This window comes from Nonomuraea sp. ATR24, from assembly GCF_041950485.1.
Classification (GTDB): domain Bacteria; phylum Actinomycetota; class Actinomycetes; order Streptosporangiales; family Streptosporangiaceae; genus Nonomuraea; species Nonomuraea ceibae.
Map to the genome: position 1 here is coordinate 151,397 of NZ_JBGNUU010000001.1, position 23,418 is coordinate 174,814.

A 23,418-nucleotide genomic window follows, 5' to 3' on the forward strand; every position below is an offset into this window, starting at 1 on the left:
AGTCCACTTTCCCGCTAGCTTCGGAGCATGCTCTCCACCACCCCGCGCACCCGGCTCGGCCGGGAGAAGCATCGCGGCAGCGACGACCGCGCCGACCTGTACGAGGTGCTCGACACCGGACTCGTGTGCCACCTGGGCGTGGTCGTGGACGGCCACCCGATGGTGATCCCCACCGGCTACGGGCGCGTCGGCGACACCCTCTACCTGCACGGCTCCACCGGTGCCCGGTCGCTGCGCGCGGGCGAGGGCAGCGAGGTGTGCGTCACGGTCACCCACCTCGACGGCATCGTGCTGGCCCGCTCGTCCTTCAACCACTCGGTCAACTACCGCTCCGCCGTGATCTACGGCCGGGCCAGGCTGGTGACCGACGAGGACGAGCGGCTGCTCGGACTGCGCGCCCTGACCGAGCAGCTCGCCCCCGGCCAGTGGGACTACACGCGGCAGCCGACGCGCAAGGAGCTGGCCGCCACCGCCGTGCTCGCGCTCTCGCTGGAGGAGGCGTCGGTCAAGATGCGCCGGGGCGCCCCCTCGGACGAGGAGGAGGACTACGCGCTGCCCGTCTGGGCCGGGGTGCTGCCGCTCGTGACGACGTGGGGCGAGCCGGTGCCCGACCCGGCTCTTCCAGAGGGAATCGACATACCTGTTCACATCAGCGGCAGAAGGTAGTTCCATAAATCAGGACCGATCCGGCAAACCAATCGCCTCGATCGTGCGTCACAATCAGGTGGGCCGCCTCTGATGGGAGAGGCAACATGGGCTGGGAAGCTCCTGGTTATACGGAAGTCAGGCAACTCGGCACCGGCGCCGCCGGCCGGGTCGTCCTCGCCGTGCACGACGACACGGGCATTCACGTCGCCGTCAAGTACCTGTCCGACCGCTGGCGGCGCGACCCGGTGGCGCTCGCCCGCTTCCGGGCCGAGGCCCGCACGCTGACCACGCTGCGCCACCCGAACATCGCAACCCTGTGGGAGTACATCCAGGACCCGCAGGGCGCCGCCATCGTCATGGAGCTGGTCAACGGCGTGTCGCTGCGCGCCCTGCTGCGCGAGCACGGCGCCACCGGGCCGGAGGCGGCGCTGGTCGTCCTCAAGGGCTCGCTCCTCGGCCTGGCCAGGGCGCACGAGACGGGGCTCGTGCACCGCGACTACAAGCCGGAGAACGTCATCGTCCGCGACGACGGCGTCAGCAAGCTCGTCGACTTCGGCATCGCCGTCCGGGAGGGGACGCTCTCCCGCCCCGAGGGCACGCCGCCGTACATGGCGCCGGAGCTGTGGGCCGGGGAGCCGTCCTCGGCGGCGACCGACGTGTACGCGGCCACGGCGGTGTTCTTCGAGTGCCTGACCGGGCAGCGGCCCTACCGGTCCACCGAGCCCGTCGTGCTCGGCTACCAGCACGTGCACGCGCCCATCCCGGTCCAGGACGCGCCCGAGCCGGTGCGCGGGCTCGTCGAGCGCGGGCTGGCCAAGGACCCCGCCGCCCGGCCTGCCGGCGCCGAGGCGTTCGTGGCCGAGCTGGAGGCCGTCGCGGCGGCGGCTTACGGCGACGACTGGGAGGAGCGCGGCAGGCGGCGGCTGGCGGCGCTGGTGCTGCTGCTCGCCGTGCTCATGCCCGAGCCGCCGCCCGCCGAGCCGCAGGTGTCGACCACTCTGGCCCGCACCACCTTCCGCGGCGTGCGCGGGCACGTCACCAAGACCGCGATGGGCGCGACGCTGGCCGCCCTGGTCGCCGTGTCGGCCGCGCTGGTGATCGCCAACCGGGACCGGGCGACGCCGTTCGAGCCGGTCGCCGCCGCGCCGCCCACGGAGTCCGGCGTCCCCGTCGCGCTCCCGCCCACGCCGAGCACCACGCCCCAGCTCGTGCCCGAGGACACCGCCGACCCCGAGGACACCGGGGCCCCTGAGGACACCGGGGACCCGCCCGGCGGCACCGACTCCGACCCGCCGCCCACCGCCACCCCGCCGTTCACGGCCACCGCCGGGCCGAGCGCCACCCGTACCACCGGACCGAGCGCCACCCGCACGTCCCGCCCGACCCCGACGCGCACGGCGACGCCCACGGCCACGGCCACGCGGACGGCCACCCCCACCCCGACCCGCACCCCGACCCGCACCGTCACCCCGACCCCGTCGCCCGTGACCTCGGTGTCGCGGCTCGGGGTGGGGCGGCTCGCCGTGGACGGCGCGACGGCCGCCGGGACGTTCACGCTCGCCGCCACCGGCGCCGCCACCGTCACCGTCGAGGCCACCTGGCGCGCCGGCGGCCGGATCGTGCACGTCGAACGCCTGGGGCTGCGCGGCGACACCGCCTACACGCGCACGCTGCGCCACACCTTCCCCGAGCGGCCGTGCGGCCAGGACGTCACGCTCACCGTCGCGTCCACCCCGGCCGCCCCCGGCGGCGCCCGGTCGGCCACGGTCAGCGTGCCGCCCTGCCCCACCGAGGTCACCGCGTTACGGGCGACGCTCCGCATGGACGGCGCCACCGCCCGCGCCCGCCTCCTCATGACCACCAGCGGCACCGCCGAGGTGCCCGTCTCCGCCGCCTTCGCGGTCGACGGCGACCAGGTGGCCGACCGCTCGGCGACCCTGTCGGGGCGGACCTCGTACACCCGCGACCTCACCTACGCCTTCCGCGCCCGCCCGTGCGGCTCCACCGTCTCGGTGCTCGTGCGCGCCGGCGGCCGGACGGCGTCCGCCCGCGCGCGCGTGACCTGCCCGCCGGAGGTGAAGAGCGTCTCGATCATACGGAGCGCCTACGGCGACGGCACGGCCACGGCCACGGTCGCCGTGGGCGCCGGGAACGCCAGGCCGGTCCGACTGACCGTGACGTTCCAGCTCGGCGGCAGGGTCGCCGGGAGCCAGGTGCTGGAGCTGGCCGGCGACACGTCGTACGTCAGGACCGTGCGGCAGGCGTTCGGGCAGGTGCCCTGCGGGACGGCCTGGCAGGTGCGCGCCTCCACCGAGCCGGAGGCGGGCAGCGGCACGGCGGTGGACGGCGGCAGGACCCCGGCGTGTGAGCCGGAGGAGCCGACGGAGGAACCCACGGAGCAGCCCACCGAGGAGCCGACGGAGGGGCCGGGAACCATCGGCTGACCTGCATGTACCCCCATGTACGGATATCTGGTGACCTGGTGAGGTGCCGGGCCGTTAAGCTACGCCTCGTCTGTTAAGGGTGGGGGCCCAGAAGACTCCAGAGGAGAACCGTTATGTACGGTGATGGGCAGTGGGGGGTCCCCGGCTACACCGAGGTTCGCGAACTCGGCAGCGGCGCCGCCGGCCGCGTGGTCCTGGCAAGACGCGACCGCGACGACGCCGAGGTCGCCATCAAGTACCTCTCCGACGAGCTGCGGTCCGACGTGAGCTTCGTCGCCCGCTTCCGTCACGAGGCCAGGCTGCTCGGCACGCTGCGCAGCCCGCACAACGCCCGCCTGATCGACTACGTCGAGACCGGGCGGGGCGCGGCCATCGTCATGGAGCTCGTCGACGGCGTGTCGCTGCGGCAGCTGCTCAGGTCGGAGGGCCCGACCGGGCCGGAGGCCGCGCTGACCGTGCTCAAGGGCTCGCTCCAGGGCCTGGCCGCCGCGCACGCCATCGGCGTCGTGCACCGCGACTACAAGCCCGAGAACGTCATCGTCCAGGGCGGCGGCGACACCAAGCTCGTCGACTTCGGCATCGCGGTCATGGCCGGCGAGGGCGCGAGCGCCGCCGGCACCCCGCCGTACATGGCGCCCGAGCAGTGGTCCGGGCTGCCCGCCTCGCCCGCCACCGACGTGTACGCCGCCACGGTGGTGTTCTTCGAATGCCTCACCGGCGCAAGGCCGTTCCGCGCCTCGAACGTCGCCGCCCTCGCCCACCAGCACCAGGCCGCCGCCCCGCCCGTCGAGGAGGTCCCGGCCGCGCTGCGCGAACTGGTCGAGCGCGGCCTGGCCAAGCGGGCGGAGGCGCGTCCCGCCTCCGCCGAGGCGTTCCTGGCCGAGCTGGAGGCCGTCGCGGCGGGCGCGTACGGCGACGACTGGGAGGAACGCGGCAGGCGGCGGCTGTCGGCGCTGGCGGGGCTGCTGCTCCTGCTGTTCCCGTCCGCGCCCGACGCGCCCGTGGAGGTGCACACCACGCTCGCCCGGACCCGGTTCGGCAGGCCGGGCAAGGTGATGACCAAGCTCACCGGCAAGATCGCCATCGGCGCGGTCTGCACCGGGGCGGTGATCACCGCCGCGCTCGTCCTCACCAACGCCCTCGACGGCGACCGCACCCTGACCGCCCAGAGCACCGAGGTCACCCCGTCGCCCTCGGCCCCGGCCGAGCCCGCCACCCCGGAGCCGCCGTTCTCCGAACCGCCGTTCTCCGAACCGCCCGCCTCCGAACCGCCGGCCTCGGAGCCGCCCGCCACCGAGCTCCCGGACACCGGCCCGCCCGTCGCCCCCACGACCGCCCCCACGACCGCCACTGCAGCGCCACCGCCGGACCCGGCCCCCACGACCGCCGCCCCCACCAGGACGGCCAAGCCGGCCACCGCCGCCCCCACGGCCACCAAGACCCGCTCCCCCAAGCCCACGAAGACCGCCGACCCGCAGCTCACCGGCAGGGCCCACGCTCACAACGGCACCGCCGGGCCGCTCCCCAAGCCGACCCCCACCCCCACCGCCACCCAGGCGACCACCCGGCCGCCCCGCCCCACGCCCACCCGAACCCCGACGTCCCAGAGCCCCACCCCGGACGAAGAGCCCACGGGCGACGGCGAGACCACGCCCGGACTCCCCGGCCCCGAGCCCTCCACGGCAGCGGCGGCCCCCGCGGCACTGCTCGCGGCCGGGCTCGTGACGACAGGCGCGCTTCCCGTCACACTTGCGGTGAAACGCCGCATGGCGGGACGGCACCGCAGGAAGCGCTAGAAGACGCGGCGGGGGGCGACGGCGATGAGCAGTCCGAGAAACGGTATTGCCGGGTTCCGGCTGACCGAGCACACGTGGATCACCGAGCTGGGCAACTGGATCGACGCGATCTCACCCGACGGGCGGCGGGCGGGGGCGCTGCTGTTCGACGCGCGCGTCATCGAACTGCCCGGGGTGCGGGAGCGCGTCGTGTCCGCCGTCCTCACCGACCGCCGCCTCGTCCTCGGCGGCCTTACGGGGCTCATCCCGGTGGCGGACGTCGTGGCGGCCGGCGACCAGGTGTGGCTCCTGACCGCCCAGGCGGTCACCCCCACCCTCTCCACCCTCCTCACCATCCCCCCGTCCGGCGACGCCCCCGGCCGGGGCAACCACCCGTACGGCGACGCTCCCGCCCAGAGCGGGCGCCCCTTCGTGGGCTCGCCTCCCCAGGGCGGGCACCCGTACGGGGATGGGGGTGTGTCGTTGTTGGGGGGTGTGGAAGCCGGTGGGGCGGCGTCGGTGCTGGTGGAGACGGCGCGAACGCTGCTCGGGCTGCACGCCGCCGGGGTGACTCACGGCTCCGTGCATCCGGGGACCGTGGTGATCACGGCCGAGGGGGAGGCGCTGCTGTCGGAGCGCGGCCTGGCCGACGCCATCCGGGGCCAGGTGTCCGCTCCGGAGCGGGACGCCGCCGGGTGGGCGTCGCTGGCACGCGGGCTGGCGGCCTCGAGCACCAGGGAGGCGCCCCAAGTGGCGGCGCTGTTCGAACGGGCGGCGGGCACGGCGGTCACCAGAGGGCTGGCGGCGGCCCGGGACCTGCTGCTGGCCGAGCTGCCCCCGGGAACGGTCAGCCGGGACGGCCTGGCCCGGGCGGCGCGCGGCCGTTCGGTGTTCGCCCAGCCCTCGGCGTACCGGCAGCCGGCCGCCCAGGGGCCGGAGGATCGGGACGAGGGCGACATCGTCACGCTTCTGCACGTCCCCGAGGCCCGTACTCCCGCAGGCCCGGACGGCGTCGCGGGGACGCGGCCGGGGGCGGAGGTGGCCACGCGGCCGGGGCGGCAGGGGGACGGGGAGGTGCGGTTCGGGCCGGGGGTCGGGGCGCCGGCGGAGACGGCGGCCGAGCGGATCTGGCGTGAGGGCCGTGACGGGCCGGGCGGGCGGCGCGGCGCGGGCCGGCGGGGCAGGCGGCGGCGGCGGACGGCGCTGTCGGCGGTGGTGCTGGCGGTGGTGCTGGCGGGCGCGGCGTTCGCCTGGCTGCGGCTGAACGGCGGCGGCCCGGAGCTGGCCGTGTCGGAGGTGGCGGTGCGCGTGCCGAAGAAGACTCAGGGCTGCGACACCGTGGTGACCGTCACGGGCACGATCACCACGAACGGCGGCGTGGGCGAGATCCGGTACGAGTGGCGCCAGAACCTGGAGAAGAAGGTCGAGCGCGGCACCCTGCGCACCCGGGCGGACAGGACGTCATACGACCTGACGCTGCGCTGGGAGTTGCAGGGTGAGAGCACGGTGAAGGCGACGTCGACGCTGCGGGTGCTGTCGCCGGGCCCGGCGCGCAGCGGCAAGGCGACTTTCACGTACAAGTGCTGAAGCCCAAGTGCCGAACGGCGCAACAATGCATCTCAAAGCCGTTCTTACTACTCTGACGGGCATGACCCAGCAGACCCCCGCGGGCTGGTACCCCGACCCGTACGGATCCCCTCAGTTGCGGTGGTGGGACGGCAACCAGTGGACGGACGCCACCCACCCCCTGGAGCAGGGATCGCAGCAGCCCCAGAGCCGCCCGCAGCAGCCTCAGAGCCAGCCCGACTGGTCGTCGGCCCCGGCGAATCCCACGCTCGCCTACGGCCAGCAGCCGCAGTTCGCGCAGGCCCCGCCGCAGCAGCAGCAACCGCCCCAGCAGGCCCAGCAGCCCCCGCAGCCCCCGCAGCAGCCGCAGCAGCCGCAGCAGCCCGGTCAGTGGGGCGGCGCGCCGCTGCCCGGTCCCGGTTACGGGCCGCCGCCCAAGCAGAGCAACCCGCTGCCGTGGGTGCTCGGCGGCCTGGCGGCGCTGGTGGTGGTGGCGCTGATCGCGGTGGCGGGCATCTACCTGGCCAACAGCTCCTCGCCGGTGGCGGCGCCGACCGACTCGCCGACGCAGTCGCTGCCGGAGACGGAGGACCCGCCGAGCGAGCGGCCCTCCGACCCGCCGACCGACCAGCCCACGGATCGGCCGACGACCCCGGCCCAGCTCCCGCAGCCGCAGGACGGCACGGTGACCGACCCCATCGCGGGCCTCTCGTACGAGGTGCCGGATGGGTGGACGGTGCCGGAGGCGAGCTCGATCAACGGCACCAACCCGGCCATCCAGTCGTGGACGAGCGGCGTGGGCAAGGTCGCGCACGAGAAGTTCGACGGCGAGAGCGACTGGGTGGGCAACATCTACGCGGGTGAGCTGATCGAGCGCTTCCCGTACGCCGGGGCGGCGAGCCTGGGCACCACGGCCAAGCTGGTGATGGCGGACTTCGCCCGCTACTACGACCTCCCCCACGAGAGCAAGATCGTCGCCGACAAGGCCATGAAGATCGGTGACCGGGACGCCTGGGTGGTGCAGTTCGAGTACGACTTCACCAAGGTGTCGGAGCAGAAGAACTTCAAGTGGAAGAAGGAGAGCGGCGCGGTCGTGCTGATGGACCGGGGCGAGGGCGAGCGCCCGGCGCTGGTCTACATCTCGGTCCCGGACAACCTGGGCACCGACGTGGTCGGTGACGTGCTCAGCTCTATCAAGCCCGCCTGACCGGTGGCACTAGGCTGGTGGGGTAGGCAAGCGGGGCGGGTCACTCCGGGCCGCTGCGGCGAGGAGAACGAATGAGTGACTTGCTGGTCTGGATCGACTGCGAGATGACCGGGCTCGATCTCGGGCGCGACGCGCTCGTGGAGGTGGCGTGCATCGTCACCGACAGCGAGCTCAACCAGCTGGACGAGGGCGTCGACGTGGTCATCAAGCCGCCGCCGGAGTCGCTGGAGCAGATGTCGCAGGTGGTCAGGGAGATGCACACCGCGTCCGGGCTGCTGCCGGAGCTGGCCGGCGGGGTGACGCTGGCCGAGGCGGAGTCCATGGTGCTCGACTACCTGCGGCGGCACATCACCGAGCCGAAGAAGGCGCCGCTGTGCGGCAACTCGATCGGCACGGACCGCACGTTCCTGTCGCGTGACATGCCGGCGGTGGACGCCTACCTGCACTATCGGATGATCGACGTGTCGTCGATCAAGGAGCTGGTCCGCCGGTGGTATCCGCGGGTCTATTTCGCCGCGCCCGAGAAGCAGGGCGGTCACCGGGCTCTGGCCGACATCACCGAGAGCATCCGCGAGCTGCGCTACTACCGTGCGGCCGTGTTCGTGGGGCAGCCCGGGCCCGATTCGGCGACGGCCCGGACGCTCGCCGAGCGTGTCAGCGGTTAATGGGTGGCGTGAAGACTCCCGAACACCGCTACACTTTTGCTGTGCCGTTCTCACGGCGGCACGATGGTGGGTGTAGCTCAGTTGGCAGAGCGCCAGGTTGTGGTCCTGGATGTCGAGGGTTCAAGTCCCTTCACTCACCCTGACGCGAACGGCCGGTCCGATAGGACCGGCCGTTGCCGTTTTCTTCCGGCATCGTCCCCAAATCACGACATTGCGAGTTATGCTCGCTGTCTACCGCCAACGCCGGAAGCTCGGGGGCCCTCGGCGACCTGACTGTCTACGCGCCCCGGAGGCCGGATGAGAGTCGACGACGCAGCGTTCGAGAGCGTGTTCACGTCATTGAGCAAGCGCGAGGCCGAGGTCATGGACCTGATCGCGAAGGGCGAGTCCAACGGCCAGATCGCGCAACGGCTTTTCCTCAGCGAGAAGACGGTCAAGAACCACGTCAACCGCATCTACGCCAAGCTGGGCGTGGACTCGCGCGTCACCGCGATCGGCCTGTGGTTATCGCGTGAGTGACCCCTCCAGGGTGGTGGCCAGGGCGTCGAGCCCGTGCTCCAGGTCCTGCTCGGGGATGTTCAGCGCCGGGCGCAGCCGCACCGAGCGGGTGCCGCACGGCAGCACCAGCACGCCCGCGTCCTCGCGCAGCGCGGTGACCATCGCGTCGCGCGCCGCCGTGTCGGGCAGGTCGAAGGCGGCCATCAGGCCCCGGCCGCGCACGTTCGCGACGGTCTCCGGGTGCTCGGCCTCCAGCTTGGTGAGGCGTTCGAGGATGACCGAGCCGAGGGTGGCGGCACGCGGGATCAGCCGGTCGCGTTCGATGATCTCCATCAGGCCGCGGCTGCGCACCATGTCGACCAGCCCGCCGCCCCAGGTGGAGTTGATCCGCCCGCTGCGCCTGAACACGTTGTCCTCGATCTGGTCCACCCGGCGGCCCGCCATGATGCCGCCCACCTGGACCTTCTTGGCGAAAGCCACGATGTCGGGCTCCAGGCCGAGCTGCTGGTAGGCCCACGGGGTGCCGGTGGTGCCGCCGCCGGTCTGCACCTCGTCCAGCACGAACAGCGCGTCGTGCGCATGGCAGAGCCGCTGCATCGCCTGGAGGAACTCGGCGCGCATGTGGTTGTCGCCGCCCTCGCCCTGGATGGGCTCGGCGATGAAGCAGGCGATGTCGTGCGGGTGGCGTTCGAAGGCGGCGCGGGCCTGGGCGAGCGCGCGTTCCTCGGCCGCCTCGACGTCGCCGAAGTGGATGGCGGGCACGTCCACGCGGGGCCAGTCGAAGACGGGGAAGCGCTCGGTCTTGACCGGGTCGGTGTTGGTCAGGCTCAGCGTGTAGCCGCTGCGGCCGTGGAAGGCCTGGGTGAGGTGCAGGACGCGGGTGCCGAGCGCGGGTGAGCGGCCGGCGGCCTCGTTGCGGCGGCTCTTGTAGTCGAAGGCCGTCTTCAGCGCGTTCTCGACGGCCAGCGCGCCGCCCTCGACGAAGAACAGGTGGGGAAGGGCCGGGTCGCCGAACACGCGGGTGAAGGTGTCGACGAAGTCCGCCAGGTGTTCGGTGTACATGTCGGGGTTGGCGGGTTTGTTCCGGGCGACCTGGCCGAGCAGGCGGGTGAAGTCCGGGTCGAAGGGCGGGTTCACGCCCAGGGGCGCGGATGCGAAGAACGTGTAGAAGTCCAGGTAGCGGCGGCCGTCGCGGGCGTCGACCAGCCAGGAGCCCTGGCTGAGCTCCAGGTCGAGGACGAGCCGGTAACCGTCGACGAGCAGGTGGCGGGCGAGGCGGGCGTGTACGTCCATGTCTCCTCCACAATGAGCCGGACATGCTGTACATTTCCCGCCTTCATCCCGATATATACGTAAGATTTACGGATGATGGGCCTTCGGCGCGAGGTTCTTCACCCGGAACGCCAGAGCCACCATCGCGATGCCGTACAGGATGGCGAAGATCCCGATCAGCCAGGCCAGCGTGAGCAGGCCCGCCCCCGGCCAGATCAGCAGCAGGACGCCGAAGATCACCGACAGGATGCCGCCCACGATGAGCATCCACTCGTTGTCGATCACCTTGCGGAGCTGGATCCCGTCCACGATCTCGGCGATCCCGTGGAAGATCGCCCAGAACGCGACCACGTACAGCAGTGCCAGCGAGGTGATGCCGGGCCACACCAGGGCCACGATGCCGGCCAGGACGCTGACGACGCCGATGAAGATCGGCCACGCCCGCGACCGCGCCCCGTGCCGGAACCCGGAGAAGATCGAGAAGATCCCGTCGACGATCGCGTACGCGCCGAAGAAGACCACCAGCACGAGCAGCGTGATGCCCGGCCAGATCAGCGCGAGGATGCCGAAGAGGATCGCCGCGATGCCGCGGATGAGCACCAGCCACCAGGTGCTTGCGAGTCGTTCCATTCCGCTCTGCTGTCCAGGATCGACTCCCGGATAGCCCCGCATGCGGTCAAATCACTGTGAATAGACCACGATCGACACCGCAATGTACTGCACCAGGTAGGCGGCCAGCGTGAAGGCGTGGAAAACCTCGTGGTAGCCGAACCAGCGCGGCGACGGGTCGGGCCGGCGCAGCCCGTACACGACGGCGCCGGCGCTGTAGAAGACGCCGCCGACGGCGACGAGCACCACGGCGACCACCCCCGCGCCCTCCAGGAGCTGCGGCATCACGAAGATCGCGGTCCAGCCGAGCGCCAGGTAGAGCACGGTGTAGAGCCAGCGCGGCGCGCCCATCCACAGCACCCTGAACAGCACCCCGGCCAGCGCCCCGCCCCAGATCACGCCGAGCACCGCCACCCGGGCGGCCCCGTCGAGCGCCAGCAGCGCGAACGGCGTGTAGGTGCCCGCGATGATCAGGTAGATGTTCGCGTGGTCGCAGCGCCGCAGCACCTCCGCCAGCCGGGGGCCGAGCGTGCTGCGGTGGTAGGTGGCCGAGATGCCGAAGAGCAGCCCCGAGGTGATCGCGTAGACGGCGGCGGCGAGACGGGCCTGGAGCGTGGGGCCGAGCGCCACGAGCGCGAACCCGCCCAGCAGGGTCACGGGCAGCGCCCCCGCGTGCAACCAACCGCGCAACCGGGGCTTTACGGTGATCGTCGTCATGAAACCTACGGTACCGTAGGTTAGAGACCGTTGAGAAAGCGGACCGCGATCGGCACCGCCGCCGAGCCGCCCGATCCGCCGTGCCTGACGAAGACGCAGAACGCCAGGTCGTCGGTGAATCCCATGAACCAGGCGTGCGGCCGCTGACCCTGCACCTCGGCCGTCCCCGTCTTGCCCGCCACCCCCGGCGGCAGCCCCGCGCCACTGGCCGTGCCGTGGTCCACGACGGCCCGCATCATCTGCCGCAGCCCCGCCACGACCGTCGAGTCCATCGGCGACGGCGGATGCGGCGGGCCGTCGATCCGGCGCACCTCCTTCTCGCCGAGCAGCCGGGGCGAGCGCAGCGTGCCGTCCTGCACGGCGGCGGCGATCGCCGCCATGCACAGCGGCGTGGCCAGCACCTTGCCCTGGCCGATGATGTTCGCGCCGGCGTCGTCCGGCGTCTGCGGGTCCTCGATCGAGCCGCACGCGCCCTGCGCGCCCGTCGGCATGCTGCGCCCGAACCCCCACTCCAGCGCCGTCTCACGCAGCTCCTCGGCGTCGAGCCGGGTCGTGCCCTGCTGGACGAACGTGGTGTTGCAGGAGTACGCGAGCGCGTCGGCGAAGGAGACCACGCCCCGGTCCCTCTCCCCGTCGTTGTCGAAGCCGCGGTGGCCCGGGATCGCGTACCTGGCCGGGCACGGCACCGGGGAGCCCGGCTGGAGCCCGGACTTCAGCAGCGCGGCGGCCACGATCGTCTTGAACGTGGAGCCGGGCGGGAACATGTCGTGGAAGGCGCTGTAGTTGTCCTTGAGCCGGTCGGCCACCGCCAGCACCTCCCCGGTGCCGGGACGCAGCACGACGATCGAGGAGTTCTCCACGCCGTCCAGCGCCCGCGCGGCGGCGGCCTGGACGGGGCGCGACAGCGTGAGGCGCACGACGTTCGGCTTCGGCTCGGCGGTCAGCAGCCGCCGCTCGGCCCCGCCCGGCTCCTTGGCCACCAGCGCCAGCCCCAGGTTCACGTCCCCGAACTCGGGCCGCAGCCTGGCCAGGTACGACTCCACGTGACTGTCGCGCGGGATCGGATCGCCCTCCCGGGTGACCAGCTCGACCGCCGGCCCCTCGAAGTCGGTCAGCTCCACCGTGGCGCCGCCCTTGAGCACCGGGTGCAGCGTCTCCGGGGCCCACAGCACCTTCCACTCCCCGTCGCGCACGGCCAGCCGCAGCACCCCGTCGAACGGCCACTCGCCCAGCTCGTCCAGCGTCCGCACCCCGCTGAACGGCGCCTCCGCGCTCTCCTCGCCGGTGCTCTTCACCGGCGCGGGGCGTAACTCCAGGCCGGTGACGCCGAGCTCGGCGTCCATCGCCCGGTGCCGCTCCCGGAAGTCGCCCGGCGGCCGGTCGACCAGCCGGCTCATCGTCCCGACGTCACCCGCCCGCCAGGCGTCGAAATATGCCTTCGCGGTGGCGGCGGCGCTGCCTCTGACCCCGCCGGCGGCGGCGACGGCGAAGGCCACCGCGGCCATCACCGCGAGAACCGCCCCGAGGAGCACAATCAGCCTTCTGCGTCGCATACGGTTCTCCCAGGGAGGGATCAGCGTGGCACGTGGACAGCAGCGGGAACCGGCCCCCGGCCAGTATTCGGTGACGTTCGGCGAGGTCGAACTGCTCCGGGATCTGGACAGGCAGGACGGCTGGATGCTGTCCAAGGATGGCGTACCGCAGTCGTATGTCGACCTACAAGACCCCACATTCCTGGAATTCGAGTACGTACGCCTCATGGCGGACGTCATCGATTTGCTTCCTGAAGGGGAGCTGAGCTGCGTCCACGTGGGCGGCGGGGCGTGCACGATCCCCCGTTACGTCACGGCGACCCGGCCGGGGTCGCGGCACATCGTCATCGAGCCCGACGGGCTGCTCGTCGACCTGGTGCGCGAGCAGCTCGCGCTGCGCTCGGTGCCCCGGCTGAAGGTCATCGTGGCCGGTGGGCGCGAGGGCACCGCGAAGGTGTGGGACGCCACGGCCGACCTGCTGGTCCTGGACGCCTTCAGCGGCGCGACGATGCCCGTGGAGCTGGCCACCGAGGAATACCTGGGCGACATCGCCCGGGTGCTGCGCCCTTCGGGCACGCTGCTGGTCAACCTGGCCGACGGCAAGGGCCTGGCGTTCGCCAGGCGGCTGCTGGCCACGGTGACGGGGGCGTTCCGGCACGTGGCGCTGCTGGCCGAGCCGGGGGTGATGCGGGGACGCCGGTTCGGCAACCTCATCGTCGCCGCCTCACGGACGGAGCTGCCGGTCGAGCTGCTCACCCGCCGCGCGGCGGGCGGCCTCACGCAGGCGCGGTGCGTGCACGGCGAGGCGCTGGTCAACTTCATCGCCGGGGCCGCGCCCATCAGGGACGGCGACGCGGTGCTCGCACCGGTGCCGCCTCCCGCGGTGTTCGGCTAGGGGCGCAGGTAGGCCAGGACGGCGGCGACCCTGCGGTGGACGTCGCCGCTGTTCTCCAGGCCGAGCTTGGTGAAGATGGCGTTGACGTTCTTCTCCACCGACGACACCGACAGGTGCAGCGCCCTGGCGATGGCGCCGTTGGACCTGCCGTGGGCCATCTCGCGCAGCACGTCGCGCTCGCGCGGGGTGAGCGACTCCGGCTCGCCGCGCACGTCGTGCCTGGCCATCAGGCCCTCGACCACCTTCGGGTCGATGACGGAGCCGCCGGAGGCGACCGCCCTGATCGCGCCCAGCAGCTCGTCGAGGTCGCCGACGCGGTCCTTCAGCAGGTAGGCCAGCCCCTCGGTGCCGTGCTTGAACAGCTCCAGGGCGAACAGCGCGTCGGAGTACTGCGACAGCACGACGATGCCGACGCCCGGGTGGGCGGCGCGCACGCGGTGGGCGGCGTCGATGCCCTCGAAGCCCTGCCGCCACCGCCCTCCGGGCATCCGGATGTCGGTGACCACCACGTCGGGCCGGAGCCTGCGGACGGCGTCGAGGAGCTGGTCGGCGTCGCCGACGGCGGCGGCGACGGTGACCTCGGCGGAGGTCTCCAGCAGCCGCCGGGTGCCCTCGCGCACCAGGTAGTGGTCGTCGGCCAGGACGGCCCTGATCGGCTCACCCATCGACCGGCACCCAGGCGTGCACCCGTGTCCCCTTTCCCCGCTCGCTGTCGACCCGCAGCCCGCCGCCCAGCGCGGTGAGCCGGTCGGTCAGCGTGCCGAGCACGCCGGGCCGGGCCTCGAAGCCGGCGCCGTCGTCGCCCACGGTCACGCCGAGCCGTCCGTCGTCCCTGGACAGCCGCACTTCTATCCTGGCCGCCGCGGCGTGCTTGAGCGCGTTGGCCACGGCCTCGCTCACGGTGAAGTACATCGCGCCCTCGACCTCGTCGGGGAAGCGCTCGGCCCGCAGGTCGCGCCCGGCGTGGACGTGGACGGGCACGGGCAGCCGGGCGCAGCGCTCCTCGACGGCCTCGACGAGGCCGCCCTGGCTCAGCGCCGACGGGTGGATGCCGGCGGCCAGCTCGCGCAGGTCGGCGAGGGTCTGGCGGGCCTGTTCGCGCAGGCCGGCGAGGGTCGCGGCGCCGCCTCCGGTGGCGCGGGCCAGCTCGATCCCGGCGATGAGGGCGACGAGCTGCTGCTGGACGCCGTCGTGGATGTTGCGCTCGATGCGCCGCCGCTCGGCCTCCTGGGCGTTGACCAGGCGGGTGGCCAGCCCGGCGCTCTGGATGGCGAGCCCGGCGGGCACGGCGAGCGCTTCCAGGAAGCGCCGGTCCTCGCGGGTCAGGCGGCCGGAGACGCGGGGGCCGCATTCGAGCCGCCCCTGGCCGCCCCGTACGGGCAGGGTGAGGGCCGCGGGGCCGTCCTCGGCCCCGGACACCACCCGCCTGCCGTCGGCCAGCGTGACGGCCGCCCAGCGCGTCTCCAGGCCGGTCCGTACGGCCTCGGCGAGCCGGCCGAGCTGCTCCACGGGTTCCCGGCTGTCCTCCAGGTCGGGGGCGAGGCCGGACAGCACCTCCCCCACGGTCGGCCGTACGTCGAACACCAGGAGCAGGCGCGAGCCGCGCAGGCCGATGCGGATGTCGAGCAGGTGGTGGCGGGCGACCGCGACGACGATCGCGCCGGGCAGCGCGCCGAGCACGGCCAGCATGCCGACCAGGCCGACCGCCGGGGCCTGGCCGCCGCTCAGGAACAGGTAGCCGAGCACGATCCCGATCTGGTTGGCGGCGGCGCCGGCGGCCATCCAGCCGTACTGGGCCCGCTCGGGCGGGCGGCTGCGCCACCAGCGGAGCACGAGCCCGGCGAAGACCACGTGACCGAGGACCCAGACCGTGAACTGCCCGGCCGCGGAGGCGAAGACGCCGGCCCACTGGACGGGGCCGTGCACGTCGATGGGCCGGCCGGGCAGGAACGACACCGTCAGGTTGCCGGCGGCGTGCAGGGTGATCGCGACCCCGGCGAGCCAGGCGACGGGCCGCCAGCGCCGCGACGGCAGCCGGCCCTCCGGGAACAGCAGCGGCACGTACACCCAGCTCAGCCCGTAGAAGACGGCCATCGCGGCGAGGGCCGCCCGGGCGAGCCCCGGCGCGACGTCCGCCAGGGCGACCCCGGACAGGCCGACGCCGAAGCAGACGGCGGCGGCCAGCAGCAGCCTGCCGTAGGGCACGTCGGGCCGCCGGAGGGCGAGCAGCAGGCCGAGCGCCGGGAGGATCAGGCCGACGGCGACGAACGCCGCCTGCGAGGCGAGGGGCCCGCCCGTCGCGACGGTGGCCGCCACCAGCGTCACGGCCGCGGTCGCGGCCGCCAGGACCGCCGCCAGGTTGGTACGCATATCCGACCATCGTCACAAGCCTTCCGGACGGCGTCCATCCGGTTGACCGCACACTTCGTACGGCCGTCCGCACCGCCGGGACGGTGGCCCGCACGGTGGGCCGGGCGGGCCGGTCCGCGTTTTGCTGGAGATCCGTCGAGCGGAAGGGATCTTCCTCATGAACCACCCGGCACGAAGCCTGGCTGCCGTCGCCTGCGCCGTCGCCCTGGCCGTCCCCGCCCTGACCGTCCCCGCCCAAGCCGTGCCCGTCTCTTACGCCGGCATCGCCCGGGTCGCGGGCGCCGAGATCCCGGACACGCCGCTGGGCGACGCGCTGCGCTGGGTGCTGGACGCCGCCACGCGGACGCCGATCGGGCAGGCCGAGCTGGAGGCGCGCTTCGCCCCCGAGTTCCTCGCCGCGGTCCCCGCCGAGCGGATCAACGAGGCGCTGGCCGCCTACAAGGGCATCCAGGTGCGCTCGGTGCACGTCCAGCACGCGGGCGCGCTCGTGGCCGCCGTGGACCTGGGCGGCAGGCGCTACCTGCTGACGCTCGGCGTGAACGGCGCCGGGCTGATCAGCGGGCTGCTGCTGGCCGAGCCGCCCGAGCCGCGGCCCACGCCGGCGAGCTGGGGCGAGCTGGAGCGGCGGCTGCGCGCGGTCGCGCCGCGCACCGGGTTCGTCGCGGCCGAGGTCACCGGCCGGTCCTGCCGTCCGGTGCGGGGCGTCGCGACGGGCGTGCGCCGGCCGCTGGGGTCGATGGTCAAGCTGTTCGTGCTCGGCACGGTGGCCGCGCAGATCAAGAAGGGCGCCTACCGCTGGGACACGAAGCTGACGATCACGCCGGAGCTGAAGAGCCTGCCGACCGGCCGGTTGCAGGACCTGCCCGACGGCAGCAAGGTGACGGTCCTGGAGGCCGCCAAGCTGATGATCTCGATCAGCGACAACACGGCCACGGACCTGCTCGTGCACCGGGCGGGCCGGCGGGCGGTCGAGCGGACGATGCGCGCCTGGACGAAGGGGCACGAGCGGCGCAACGAGCCGCTGCTGACCACCAGGGAGCTGTTCGCGCTCAAGGGCGCCCGCTATCCGGAGCTGGCCGAGCGCTATCTGGCCGAGGACACCCGGGGCAGGCGCGCGTTCCTGGCGGACGTGGTGGCGAAGGTGCCGCTGCGGGAGATCGCCGGGTGGCAGCGGCCGCGCGAGCTGGACACGATCGAGTGGTTCGCCTCGCCGATGGACGTCTGCCGCGCCCACGCGGGGCTGGCGAAGCTGGACGACGGCCGGATCGGCGAGATCATGTCGGCGAACGACGCCGGGCTCGGGCTGCCGGCGGACCGGTGGCGGGCGGCCTGGTACAAGGGCGGCTCGGAGCCTGGGCTGCTCGACATGAGCTTCAGCGCCACCACCAGGGACGGCAGGACGTACGTCGTGACGCTCATGGCGGTGAACCCGGGCGCGCCGTTCGACGACGACCGGACGGGCCAGGAGCTCCTGGCGCTGGCGCGGGGCGCGTTCAGGCTCATGGTGGAATAGTTGAAAACTAAACTGGGTTGACCGGAGCACGATCCCCGGCCGTAAGGAGCCCGAGATGCCCGCCGTGACCGTCGACAACCTCCTCACCCTCCCCCGCCTGCCCGAGCCGGTGGCCGGGACGCCGCAGCGCAAGGTGCTGGCCGTCGAGACGGCGCCCAGCGGCTTCGAGGGCGAGGGCTTCCCGGTGCGCCGGGCGCTGGCCGCGATCAAGCCCGCCTACCTGGACCCGTTCGTGATGATGGACCAGATGGGCGAGGTCGACTACGCGGCCGGTGAGCCCAAGGGCACCCCCTGGCATCCGCACCGGGGCTTCGAGACGGTCACGTACATGATCGACGGGGTGATGGACCACCTCGACTCCAACGGAGGCGGCGGCTCGATCACCAACGGCGACACCCAGTGGATGACCGCCGGGGCCGGCATCCTGCACAAGGAGGCGCCGCCGGAGTGGCTGGTGCAGCAGGGCGGGCTGTTCCACGGCATCCAGCTGTGGGTCAACCTGCCCGGCGCCAAGAAGATGACCGCGCCGAAATATCAGGACATCGGGCGCTCGTCCGTGGTGCTGCTCAGCAGCCACGACGGCAGCGCGCTGGTGCGCCTGATCGCCGGCGACCTGGCCGGTCACTCCGGCCCCGGCAGCACGCAGACGCCGATCACGCTGCTGCACGCCACGATCAGCCCCGGCGGCCGGCTCACGCTGCCGTGGCGCAAGGACTTCAACGCGCTGGCCTACGCCCTGTCGGGGCGCGGCACGGCGGGCGCCGACCGGCGGCCCCTGCACGGCGGCCAGCTCGCGGTGTTCAACGGCTTCGGCAACCGGCCCGGGCTCACCACCGACGGCGAGAGCATCACGCTGACCGCCAAGGACACGCTGGAGGTGATCGTGCTGGGCGGCGCGCCGATCGGCGAGCCGGTCGCCCACTACGGCCCGTTCGTCATGAACACCCGCGCCGAGCTCGTCCAGGCCTTCGAGGACTTCCAGGCGGGCCGGCTCGGCACCATCCCCGCCGGCCACTCCTGACCGGGGCCGCGACGAGGTCAGCGGTATGCAGGTGAATTCCAAGCGCCCGGCGGCAGGGTGGGCGGCGTGTCACGTACGGAACTCACCACGGAACTCACCACGGAACCCACCACCACCCCGGCGGTCGCCGGGCGGCTGCTGGGGCTGCTGATCCCGGGAGCCCTGCTGATCTGGCTGGCGGCCACCGTCGTCCTGGTCTCTCTGCCGGAGCTGAAGGTGGCGCTCGGCCACGCCGGGACGCCCGGCACCGCGACGGTCCTGTCGTGCCAGGCCCTGGGCCAGGGGCGCTACGACTGCCGGGCGTCCTTCGTGTTCGACGACCGGTCGAAGGCACCGATCGTCGTCGCCACCGTGCCGGACGCCGGGGCGGGCGAGGTCTTCCCCGCCGCGCTGACGCCGGCCGGTGACCGGGTGCTGCCGACCGGGGCGCGCGGCGTGTGGCGTCAGGCGCTGGTGCTGGGCGCGCTCCCGCTGGGCGTGGCGCTCATCGCCGTGGTCACGGTCGTGATCAGGCGCCGTCACGCGCTCACTTGAGCGTCACGCAGGCCAGCCGGTCGCCCGCCGCGCCCGCGTCGGGGCCCGAGGACGTGGTGTGACGGGCGTGGATCACCAGGGAGCCGGGCAGCCTGCCGGAGTCGAGCGACCAGGCGTTGCGCGCCGTGGCGCGGCCTGCCCCCGAGCTGTCGGTGGTGAAGTCGAGCCACACCTCGTTGCGCACGCTGGCCTGGCCGGGCTCGTGCTGGTAGTGGGGGCCGGCGTCCTCGCCGGTCTTGCCGCAGGGCTTGGTGTGCAGGTGGGCGCCGTAGGGGCGGGTCGGCAGCAGCCCCTCGACGACGAGGGAGGTGAGCGTCTGCCCGCCGGTGGACTCGGCGGTGACGCTGGCCTGCGCGCCGGCCGGGACGAGCTTGCGGTCGTAGGCGATGGCGGCGGTGTCGCCGTCGGTGAGCTCGCCGCCGCCGGTCAGGCGCACGTCGCCGGGGTCGGGGGCGTGCGCGAGCTGCGGCGGGGAGCCCGCGCAACCGGCCGCGAGCAGGACGAGCAGGAGTGCGGGCACGCGCATGGAGATCCCCCGGTCCGGGAGCCCGTACGGTCCGGGCTCGGCGAGGGCACCACTCTAACCAGTAGCCGCTCGGCTACGCACCGTGTTTCGCGGCGATGTCGTCAATCAGGGCGGCCAGGGTGAAGTCGAGCTCGGTGAGGCCGCCCTGATCATGCGTGGTCAGCGCGAGGTGCAGGTCGCGCCAGCGGATGTCGATGTCGGGATGGTGGTTGAGCTCCTCGGCCCGGACCGCGATCTCGTCGACGATCCGGATGGCCGTGGGGAAGTCGGGCGCGCTGACCGTGCGCCTGATCTCGTCACCCTCGCGCCGCCACCGGGGCAGCTCGCGCAGCTTCTGCTCGACGTCCATGAGGCCACGTTACTTCAGCGCCCCCGCGCCGAGCCCCGACTGGATCTGGCGCTGGAAGATGACGTACACGACGAGCACCGGCAGGATCGTCATGCTGAGCGCGGCGAACAGGCTCGGCCAGTCGGCGTCGGCGCCCGCCAGCGTGGAGATGCTGGCGATGCCCTGGGTGATGACCCAGTCCTCCTCGTCGCGGGCGACGAGCACGAGCGGCAGCAGATACTGGTTCCACTGGCCGAGCACGTTGAAGATGGTGATGCTGATCAGGCCGGGCTTGGCCATCGGCACCATGATCTGGAAGAACGTCCGCGTATGGGAGGCCCCGTCGATCCTGGCCGCCTCGGCCACCGACTCCGGCAGCCCGCGGAAGAAGGCGGCCAGGAAGAAGACCGTGAACGGCAGCGAGTAGGCGATGTAGACCAGCACCAGGCCCGTGTGCGTGTAGAGCAGGCCGACCTGCTGCACCACGAAGAACAGCGGCCCGAGCGCCAGGAACACCGGGAACGCCATGCCCGCCACGAAGAAGTAGTAGATCAGCCGGTTGCCGGGGAACCGGTAGCGCGCCAGCACGTAGGCGGCCATCGACCCGAACACCATCGTGCCCAGCGTGCTGAAGAAGACCACGATCACCGTGTTGAGCAGGTAGCGCCCGACGTGGGCCTTGTCCCAGGCCCGCCCCCACGCCTCCCACCGCAGCGCCTGCGGGAGTTGCAGTGCGTCGCCGAAGATCTCGGCGTTGTTCTTGAACGAGGCCAGGAACGTCCACAGCAGCGGCAGGATGATCAGCAGCGCCCAGATGACCAGCGCGACGTGGGACAGTCCGCTGAGCAGGCTCGGCCGGGGCCTCGACAGGCGGCGACGACGCGTGGCCATCAGAACTCGATCCTTTCGCGCCGGGTGGTGCGCAGCGTCAGCACCGCGAACGTGACCGTGAGGAAGAACAGCGCCACGCCCATCGCGGAGGCGTATCCGTACTCGCTGTAGTTGAAGGCGGTCTTCCAGATCTGCACGGGCAGCACGTGCGTGGTGCCGTCGGGCTCGCCCTTGTCACCGGTGAGCACCTGGATCAGGGCGAAGCCGTCGAACGCGGCGATGCCCAGGTAGACCCAGCCGACCTGGACGGTGTCGCGCAGCAGGGGCAGCGTGATGGAGAAGAACAGCCGGAACCGGCCGGCCCCGTCGAGGGCGGCCGCCTCGAAGTAGTCCTTCGGGATGGCCGCCATGCCCGCCGAGAACAGCACCACGTAGAAGCCGACGGCCTGCCAGACCATCACCGCGATGACCGCCCACAGGGCGATGCTCGGCTCGACGAGCCAGCCCACCGGGTCGAAGCCCAGCTTGATCAGCACCCCGTTGACGACGCCGTACTCGTCGGGCCGGTAGATGGCCCTGAAGAGCACGCCGACCACGGCCACGGCCAGCACCTGGGGGAAGAAGAACACGACGCGGTAGAACTTCGACCCCCAGATGCCGCGCATCCCCGCGCCGTGCGACCCTCCGCCCAGGTTGATGAGGAAGGAGAAGAACAGCGCGATGACGATGGTCGCGAGCGGCAGCACCAGCAGCAGGATCCCGTGGTTGCGCAACGCCTGCCAGAACGCGTCGTCGTCAAAGAGCTTGGCGAAGTTCTCCAGTCCCACGTAGGCCGGGCTCGCCGCGTACCCGTCCCAGTCGGTCAGCGAGATCTGGAATGCCTGGATGTACGGGCTGATCACGAAGACCGAGTAGAGGACGACGGGGACGATCAGGAACCCGGCGATGAATCCGTACTTGCGCAGCCGCTCCATCGAACTATTCGCTCCGCGTCTGCTTGGAGACCTTCGAATCCTTCTTGATCTCGTCGGCCTTCTTCTGCACGTTGACGCAGAACTCCTCGGGGGTGCTGCGCCCGGCCATGACCACGTTCATCTGCTCGGTGGCGTAGTCGAAGAGCTCCTTGTACCAGCCTTCGAACCGGGCGTCGGTGATGATGTTCTGACCGGCGGCGTCCTGGGCCTTGGCGGCGCTCCGGAGCGCGGCGGGCAGGTCGACGCCCTCGGCGGCGCCGTTGACGACGGTGAGGTTCTGGGTCTTCTGGGTGAAGCCCTTGGCGCCTTCCTTCGACAGCATGATGCGCAGGTACTCGAGGCCGCCCTGGGGGTTCTTGCCCTTGGCGCCGACGACGAAGTTCTCGCCCACGCCGACCTGGATGGCGCCGTACGGCATGACGTCGCTGGGGGTCACGTCGGGGATGGGGGCGATGGCGTACTCGAAGTCGTCCGGGATGTCCTTGACCATCTCGTTCTCGATCCACGAGCCGGTCGGGTAGAACAGCACCTTGTTCTGGAGCTGCTTGACCTGCGTCTGCGTGTGGTCGAGGCCGAAGTACGCCTTGTCGCCGTACTTCGCCTGGATGTCGACCCAGGCGGCGACGGCCTTCTTGACCGGGTCGGCGAGCCAGGCGTTGTCGACGAGGTTGTCAATGTCGATGATGACCTGGTTGCCGCCGATCTTGGCGGCCGTGTAGAGCATGTTCCACGTCTGGTAGTACGGGCCGACCTGTCCGGGGTAGGCGAACAGGACGATGCCCTCCTTCTTCGCCTGCTCGCCCAGGGCGGTGAACTCGGCCCAGGTCTTCGGCACGGTCCAGCCCTTCTGCTCGAAGAGCCGGGCGTTGTACCACAGGGCCCGGTGGGACACGGTGTAGTTGAGCACCAGGTCCTTGCCGTCGATCTTGGCGTTGGTGATCACGGCCGGGGTGACCGTGTCGCGGACCTTCTTGCTCGGGTCGTCGTAGGAGGGCGCGTCGAACAGCACCGTGAGGTCGGCCAGGTGGCCCTGGCCGGCGAGCGCCACGAGGTCCATCGACTCGGGGCCGGAGTTGTTGATCACGTCCGGCGCGTCGCCGCTGACGAAGCGCGGGCGGAGCTGGATGCCGATCTGCTGGGTGGCGTTGTGCTTGATCGTGGCACCGGGGAACGCCTTCTTGTACAGCGGCTCGTGGATCTCCTTGGCGTAGGCGTCGGTGTAGCCGCCGCTGAAGATCGTTACCTCGAGCGGCTTGTTCGGGTCGACGCCGAAGGGGTTCTTCGGGTCGGCCGAGGCCGCCAGCGTCGTGGCGGGGGCCGCAGAAGACGGGGTACCGCCCCCGCCGGCCGTCGCGCAAGCGCTCAGCAGTCCCGCGCCGGGACCTGCGACGAACGCGGTGAGGCCGATCCGGCGCAGAAGCTGGCGCCGCGTGATCTCTCCCGGGTGGGTCATGGGGGGCTCCTGAAGAGAAGGGACCGAATTAGGAAAGTTT

At 72.2% G+C, this 23,418-nt stretch carries 22 protein-coding genes and 1 tRNA gene; 12 read left to right on the forward strand and 11 right to left on the reverse strand.

What is annotated here, in order from left to right; translation table 11 throughout:
* Nucleotides 1-27: 27 nt before the first annotated feature.
* The 8 genes from ACBI99_RS00715 to ACBI99_RS00750 all read left to right on the forward strand — a co-directional run bounded on the left by ACBI99_RS00715 (nucleotide 28) and on the right by ACBI99_RS00750 (nucleotide 8,824).
* Nucleotides 28-666 (forward strand): pyridoxamine 5'-phosphate oxidase family protein, encoded by a 639-nt coding sequence (locus tag ACBI99_RS00715; RefSeq protein ID WP_219517422.1) that lies wholly within the window; start codon nucleotides 28-30, stop codon nucleotides 664-666.
* 86 nt (nucleotides 667-752) lie between these two features.
* Nucleotides 753-3,092: a protein kinase gene (locus tag ACBI99_RS00720; RefSeq protein ID WP_375071424.1), complete on the forward strand. Its 2,340-nt coding sequence runs from the start codon at nucleotides 753-755 to the stop codon at nucleotides 3,090-3,092.
* 113 nt (nucleotides 3,093-3,205) lie between these two features.
* Nucleotides 3,206-4,888: a serine/threonine-protein kinase gene (locus ACBI99_RS00725; RefSeq protein WP_375071425.1), complete on the forward strand. Its 1,683-nt coding sequence runs from the start codon at nucleotides 3,206-3,208 to the stop codon at nucleotides 4,886-4,888.
* 24 nt (nucleotides 4,889-4,912) lie between these two features.
* The gene (locus tag ACBI99_RS00730; RefSeq protein ID WP_375071426.1) at nucleotides 4,913-6,454 is read left to right on the forward strand and encodes a hypothetical protein; all 1,542 of its coding nucleotides are present in this window, start codon (nucleotides 4,913-4,915) and stop codon (nucleotides 6,452-6,454) included.
* Nucleotides 6,455-6,515: 61 nt separating this feature from the next.
* Nucleotides 6,516-7,640 (forward strand): DUF2510 domain-containing protein, encoded by a 1,125-nt coding sequence (locus ACBI99_RS00735; protein WP_375071427.1) that lies wholly within the window; start codon nucleotides 6,516-6,518, stop codon nucleotides 7,638-7,640.
* 71 nt (nucleotides 7,641-7,711) lie between these two features.
* Nucleotides 7,712-8,305, forward strand: coding sequence for an oligoribonuclease (gene orn / locus ACBI99_RS00740; protein WP_375071428.1), 594 nt, complete (start codon nucleotides 7,712-7,714; stop codon nucleotides 8,303-8,305).
* Between the two features lie 66 nt (nucleotides 8,306-8,371).
* Nucleotides 8,372-8,444, forward strand: a tRNA-His gene (locus ACBI99_RS00745).
* A gap of 158 nt (nucleotides 8,445-8,602) precedes the next feature.
* Nucleotides 8,603-8,824, forward strand: coding sequence for a LuxR C-terminal-related transcriptional regulator (locus ACBI99_RS00750; RefSeq protein WP_049556178.1), 222 nt, complete (start codon nucleotides 8,603-8,605; stop codon nucleotides 8,822-8,824).
* Here the strand turns inward: ACBI99_RS00750 and lat are convergent.
* The 4 genes from lat to ACBI99_RS00770 all read right to left on the reverse strand — a co-directional run bounded on the left by lat (nucleotide 8,810) and on the right by ACBI99_RS00770 (nucleotide 12,954).
* Nucleotides 8,810-10,096 carry an L-lysine 6-transaminase gene (gene lat, locus ACBI99_RS00755; protein ID WP_375071429.1) on the reverse strand — a complete coding sequence of 429 codons (1,287 nt, stop codon included), beginning with the start codon at nucleotides 10,094-10,096 and terminating at the stop codon, nucleotides 8,810-8,812. The two genes, ACBI99_RS00750 and lat, sit on opposite strands and share 15 nt — an antisense overlap.
* A 66-nt stretch (nucleotides 10,097-10,162) precedes the next feature.
* Entirely contained in the window at nucleotides 10,163-10,705 is a 543-nt protein-coding gene (locus ACBI99_RS00760) for an HdeD family acid-resistance protein (protein WP_219513632.1), read from the reverse strand.
* Nucleotides 10,706-10,756: 51 nt separating this feature from the next.
* Nucleotides 10,757-11,401: a hemolysin III family protein gene (locus tag ACBI99_RS00765; protein WP_219513640.1), complete on the reverse strand. Its 645-nt coding sequence runs from the start codon at nucleotides 11,399-11,401 to the stop codon at nucleotides 10,757-10,759.
* 20 nt (nucleotides 11,402-11,421) lie between these two features.
* Nucleotides 11,422-12,954 carry a penicillin-binding transpeptidase domain-containing protein gene (locus ACBI99_RS00770; RefSeq protein ID WP_375071430.1) on the reverse strand — a complete coding sequence of 511 codons (1,533 nt, stop codon included), beginning with the start codon at nucleotides 12,952-12,954 and terminating at the stop codon, nucleotides 11,422-11,424.
* Between the two features lie 25 nt (nucleotides 12,955-12,979).
* On the opposite strand from ACBI99_RS00770, the gene ACBI99_RS00775 reads away from it, so the two are divergent.
* On the forward strand, nucleotides 12,980-13,828 hold the full coding sequence (locus tag ACBI99_RS00775) for a fused MFS/spermidine synthase (protein WP_308126101.1): 849 nt from the start codon (nucleotides 12,980-12,982) through the stop codon (nucleotides 13,826-13,828).
* Here ACBI99_RS00775 and ACBI99_RS00780 read toward each other — a convergent pair.
* On the reverse strand, nucleotides 13,825-14,493 hold the full coding sequence (locus ACBI99_RS00780) for a response regulator transcription factor (RefSeq protein ID WP_246646449.1): 669 nt from the start codon (nucleotides 14,491-14,493) through the stop codon (nucleotides 13,825-13,827). The genes ACBI99_RS00775 and ACBI99_RS00780 overlap by 4 nt on opposite strands.
* Nucleotides 14,486-16,198, reverse strand: a complete 1,713-nt coding sequence (locus ACBI99_RS00785; protein WP_375071431.1) for a sensor histidine kinase — start codon at nucleotides 16,196-16,198, stop codon at nucleotides 14,486-14,488. Before ACBI99_RS00785 ends, ACBI99_RS00780 begins: the two co-directional genes overlap by 8 nt.
* Before the next feature lie 157 nt (nucleotides 16,199-16,355).
* On the opposite strand from ACBI99_RS00785, the gene ACBI99_RS00790 reads away from it, so the two are divergent.
* The 3 genes from ACBI99_RS00790 to ACBI99_RS00800 all read left to right on the forward strand — a co-directional run bounded on the left by ACBI99_RS00790 (nucleotide 16,356) and on the right by ACBI99_RS00800 (nucleotide 19,266).
* The gene (locus tag ACBI99_RS00790) at nucleotides 16,356-17,711 is read left to right on the forward strand and encodes a serine hydrolase (protein WP_219513666.1); all 1,356 of its coding nucleotides are present in this window, start codon (nucleotides 16,356-16,358) and stop codon (nucleotides 17,709-17,711) included.
* A gap of 55 nt (nucleotides 17,712-17,766) precedes the next feature.
* Nucleotides 17,767-18,732 (forward strand): pirin family protein, encoded by a 966-nt coding sequence (locus tag ACBI99_RS00795; RefSeq protein ID WP_219513668.1) that lies wholly within the window; start codon nucleotides 17,767-17,769, stop codon nucleotides 18,730-18,732.
* A 66-nt stretch (nucleotides 18,733-18,798) separates the two neighbouring features.
* Nucleotides 18,799-19,266, forward strand: a complete 468-nt coding sequence (locus ACBI99_RS00800; RefSeq protein ID WP_375071432.1) for a hypothetical protein — start codon at nucleotides 18,799-18,801, stop codon at nucleotides 19,264-19,266.
* On the opposite strand, the gene ACBI99_RS00805 is transcribed toward ACBI99_RS00800, so the two are convergent.
* The 5 genes from ACBI99_RS00805 to ngcE all read right to left on the reverse strand — a co-directional run bounded on the left by ACBI99_RS00805 (nucleotide 19,259) and on the right by ngcE (nucleotide 23,378).
* On the reverse strand, nucleotides 19,259-19,792 hold the full coding sequence (locus tag ACBI99_RS00805; RefSeq protein WP_219513678.1) for a superoxide dismutase family protein: 534 nt from the start codon (nucleotides 19,790-19,792) through the stop codon (nucleotides 19,259-19,261). The two genes, ACBI99_RS00800 and ACBI99_RS00805, sit on opposite strands and share 8 nt — an antisense overlap.
* 73 nt (nucleotides 19,793-19,865) lie before the next feature.
* Nucleotides 19,866-20,141, reverse strand: a complete 276-nt coding sequence (locus tag ACBI99_RS00810; protein ID WP_219513680.1) for a 4a-hydroxytetrahydrobiopterin dehydratase — start codon at nucleotides 20,139-20,141, stop codon at nucleotides 19,866-19,868.
* Between the two features lie 9 nt (nucleotides 20,142-20,150).
* Nucleotides 20,151-21,011: a carbohydrate ABC transporter permease gene (locus ACBI99_RS00815; RefSeq protein ID WP_219513688.1), complete on the reverse strand. Its 861-nt coding sequence runs from the start codon at nucleotides 21,009-21,011 to the stop codon at nucleotides 20,151-20,153.
* Nucleotides 21,011-21,925 carry a carbohydrate ABC transporter permease gene (locus ACBI99_RS00820; protein WP_219513690.1) on the reverse strand — a complete coding sequence of 305 codons (915 nt, stop codon included), beginning with the start codon at nucleotides 21,923-21,925 and terminating at the stop codon, nucleotides 21,011-21,013. Before ACBI99_RS00820 ends, ACBI99_RS00815 begins: the two co-directional genes overlap by 1 nt.
* A 4-nt stretch (nucleotides 21,926-21,929) precedes the next feature.
* Complete coding sequence (ngcE, locus tag ACBI99_RS00825; RefSeq protein WP_219513692.1) at nucleotides 21,930-23,378, reverse strand: N-acetylglucosamine/diacetylchitobiose ABC transporter substrate-binding protein; 1,449 nt, start codon at nucleotides 23,376-23,378, stop codon at nucleotides 21,930-21,932.
* Nucleotides 23,379-23,418: the final 40 nt, after the last annotated feature.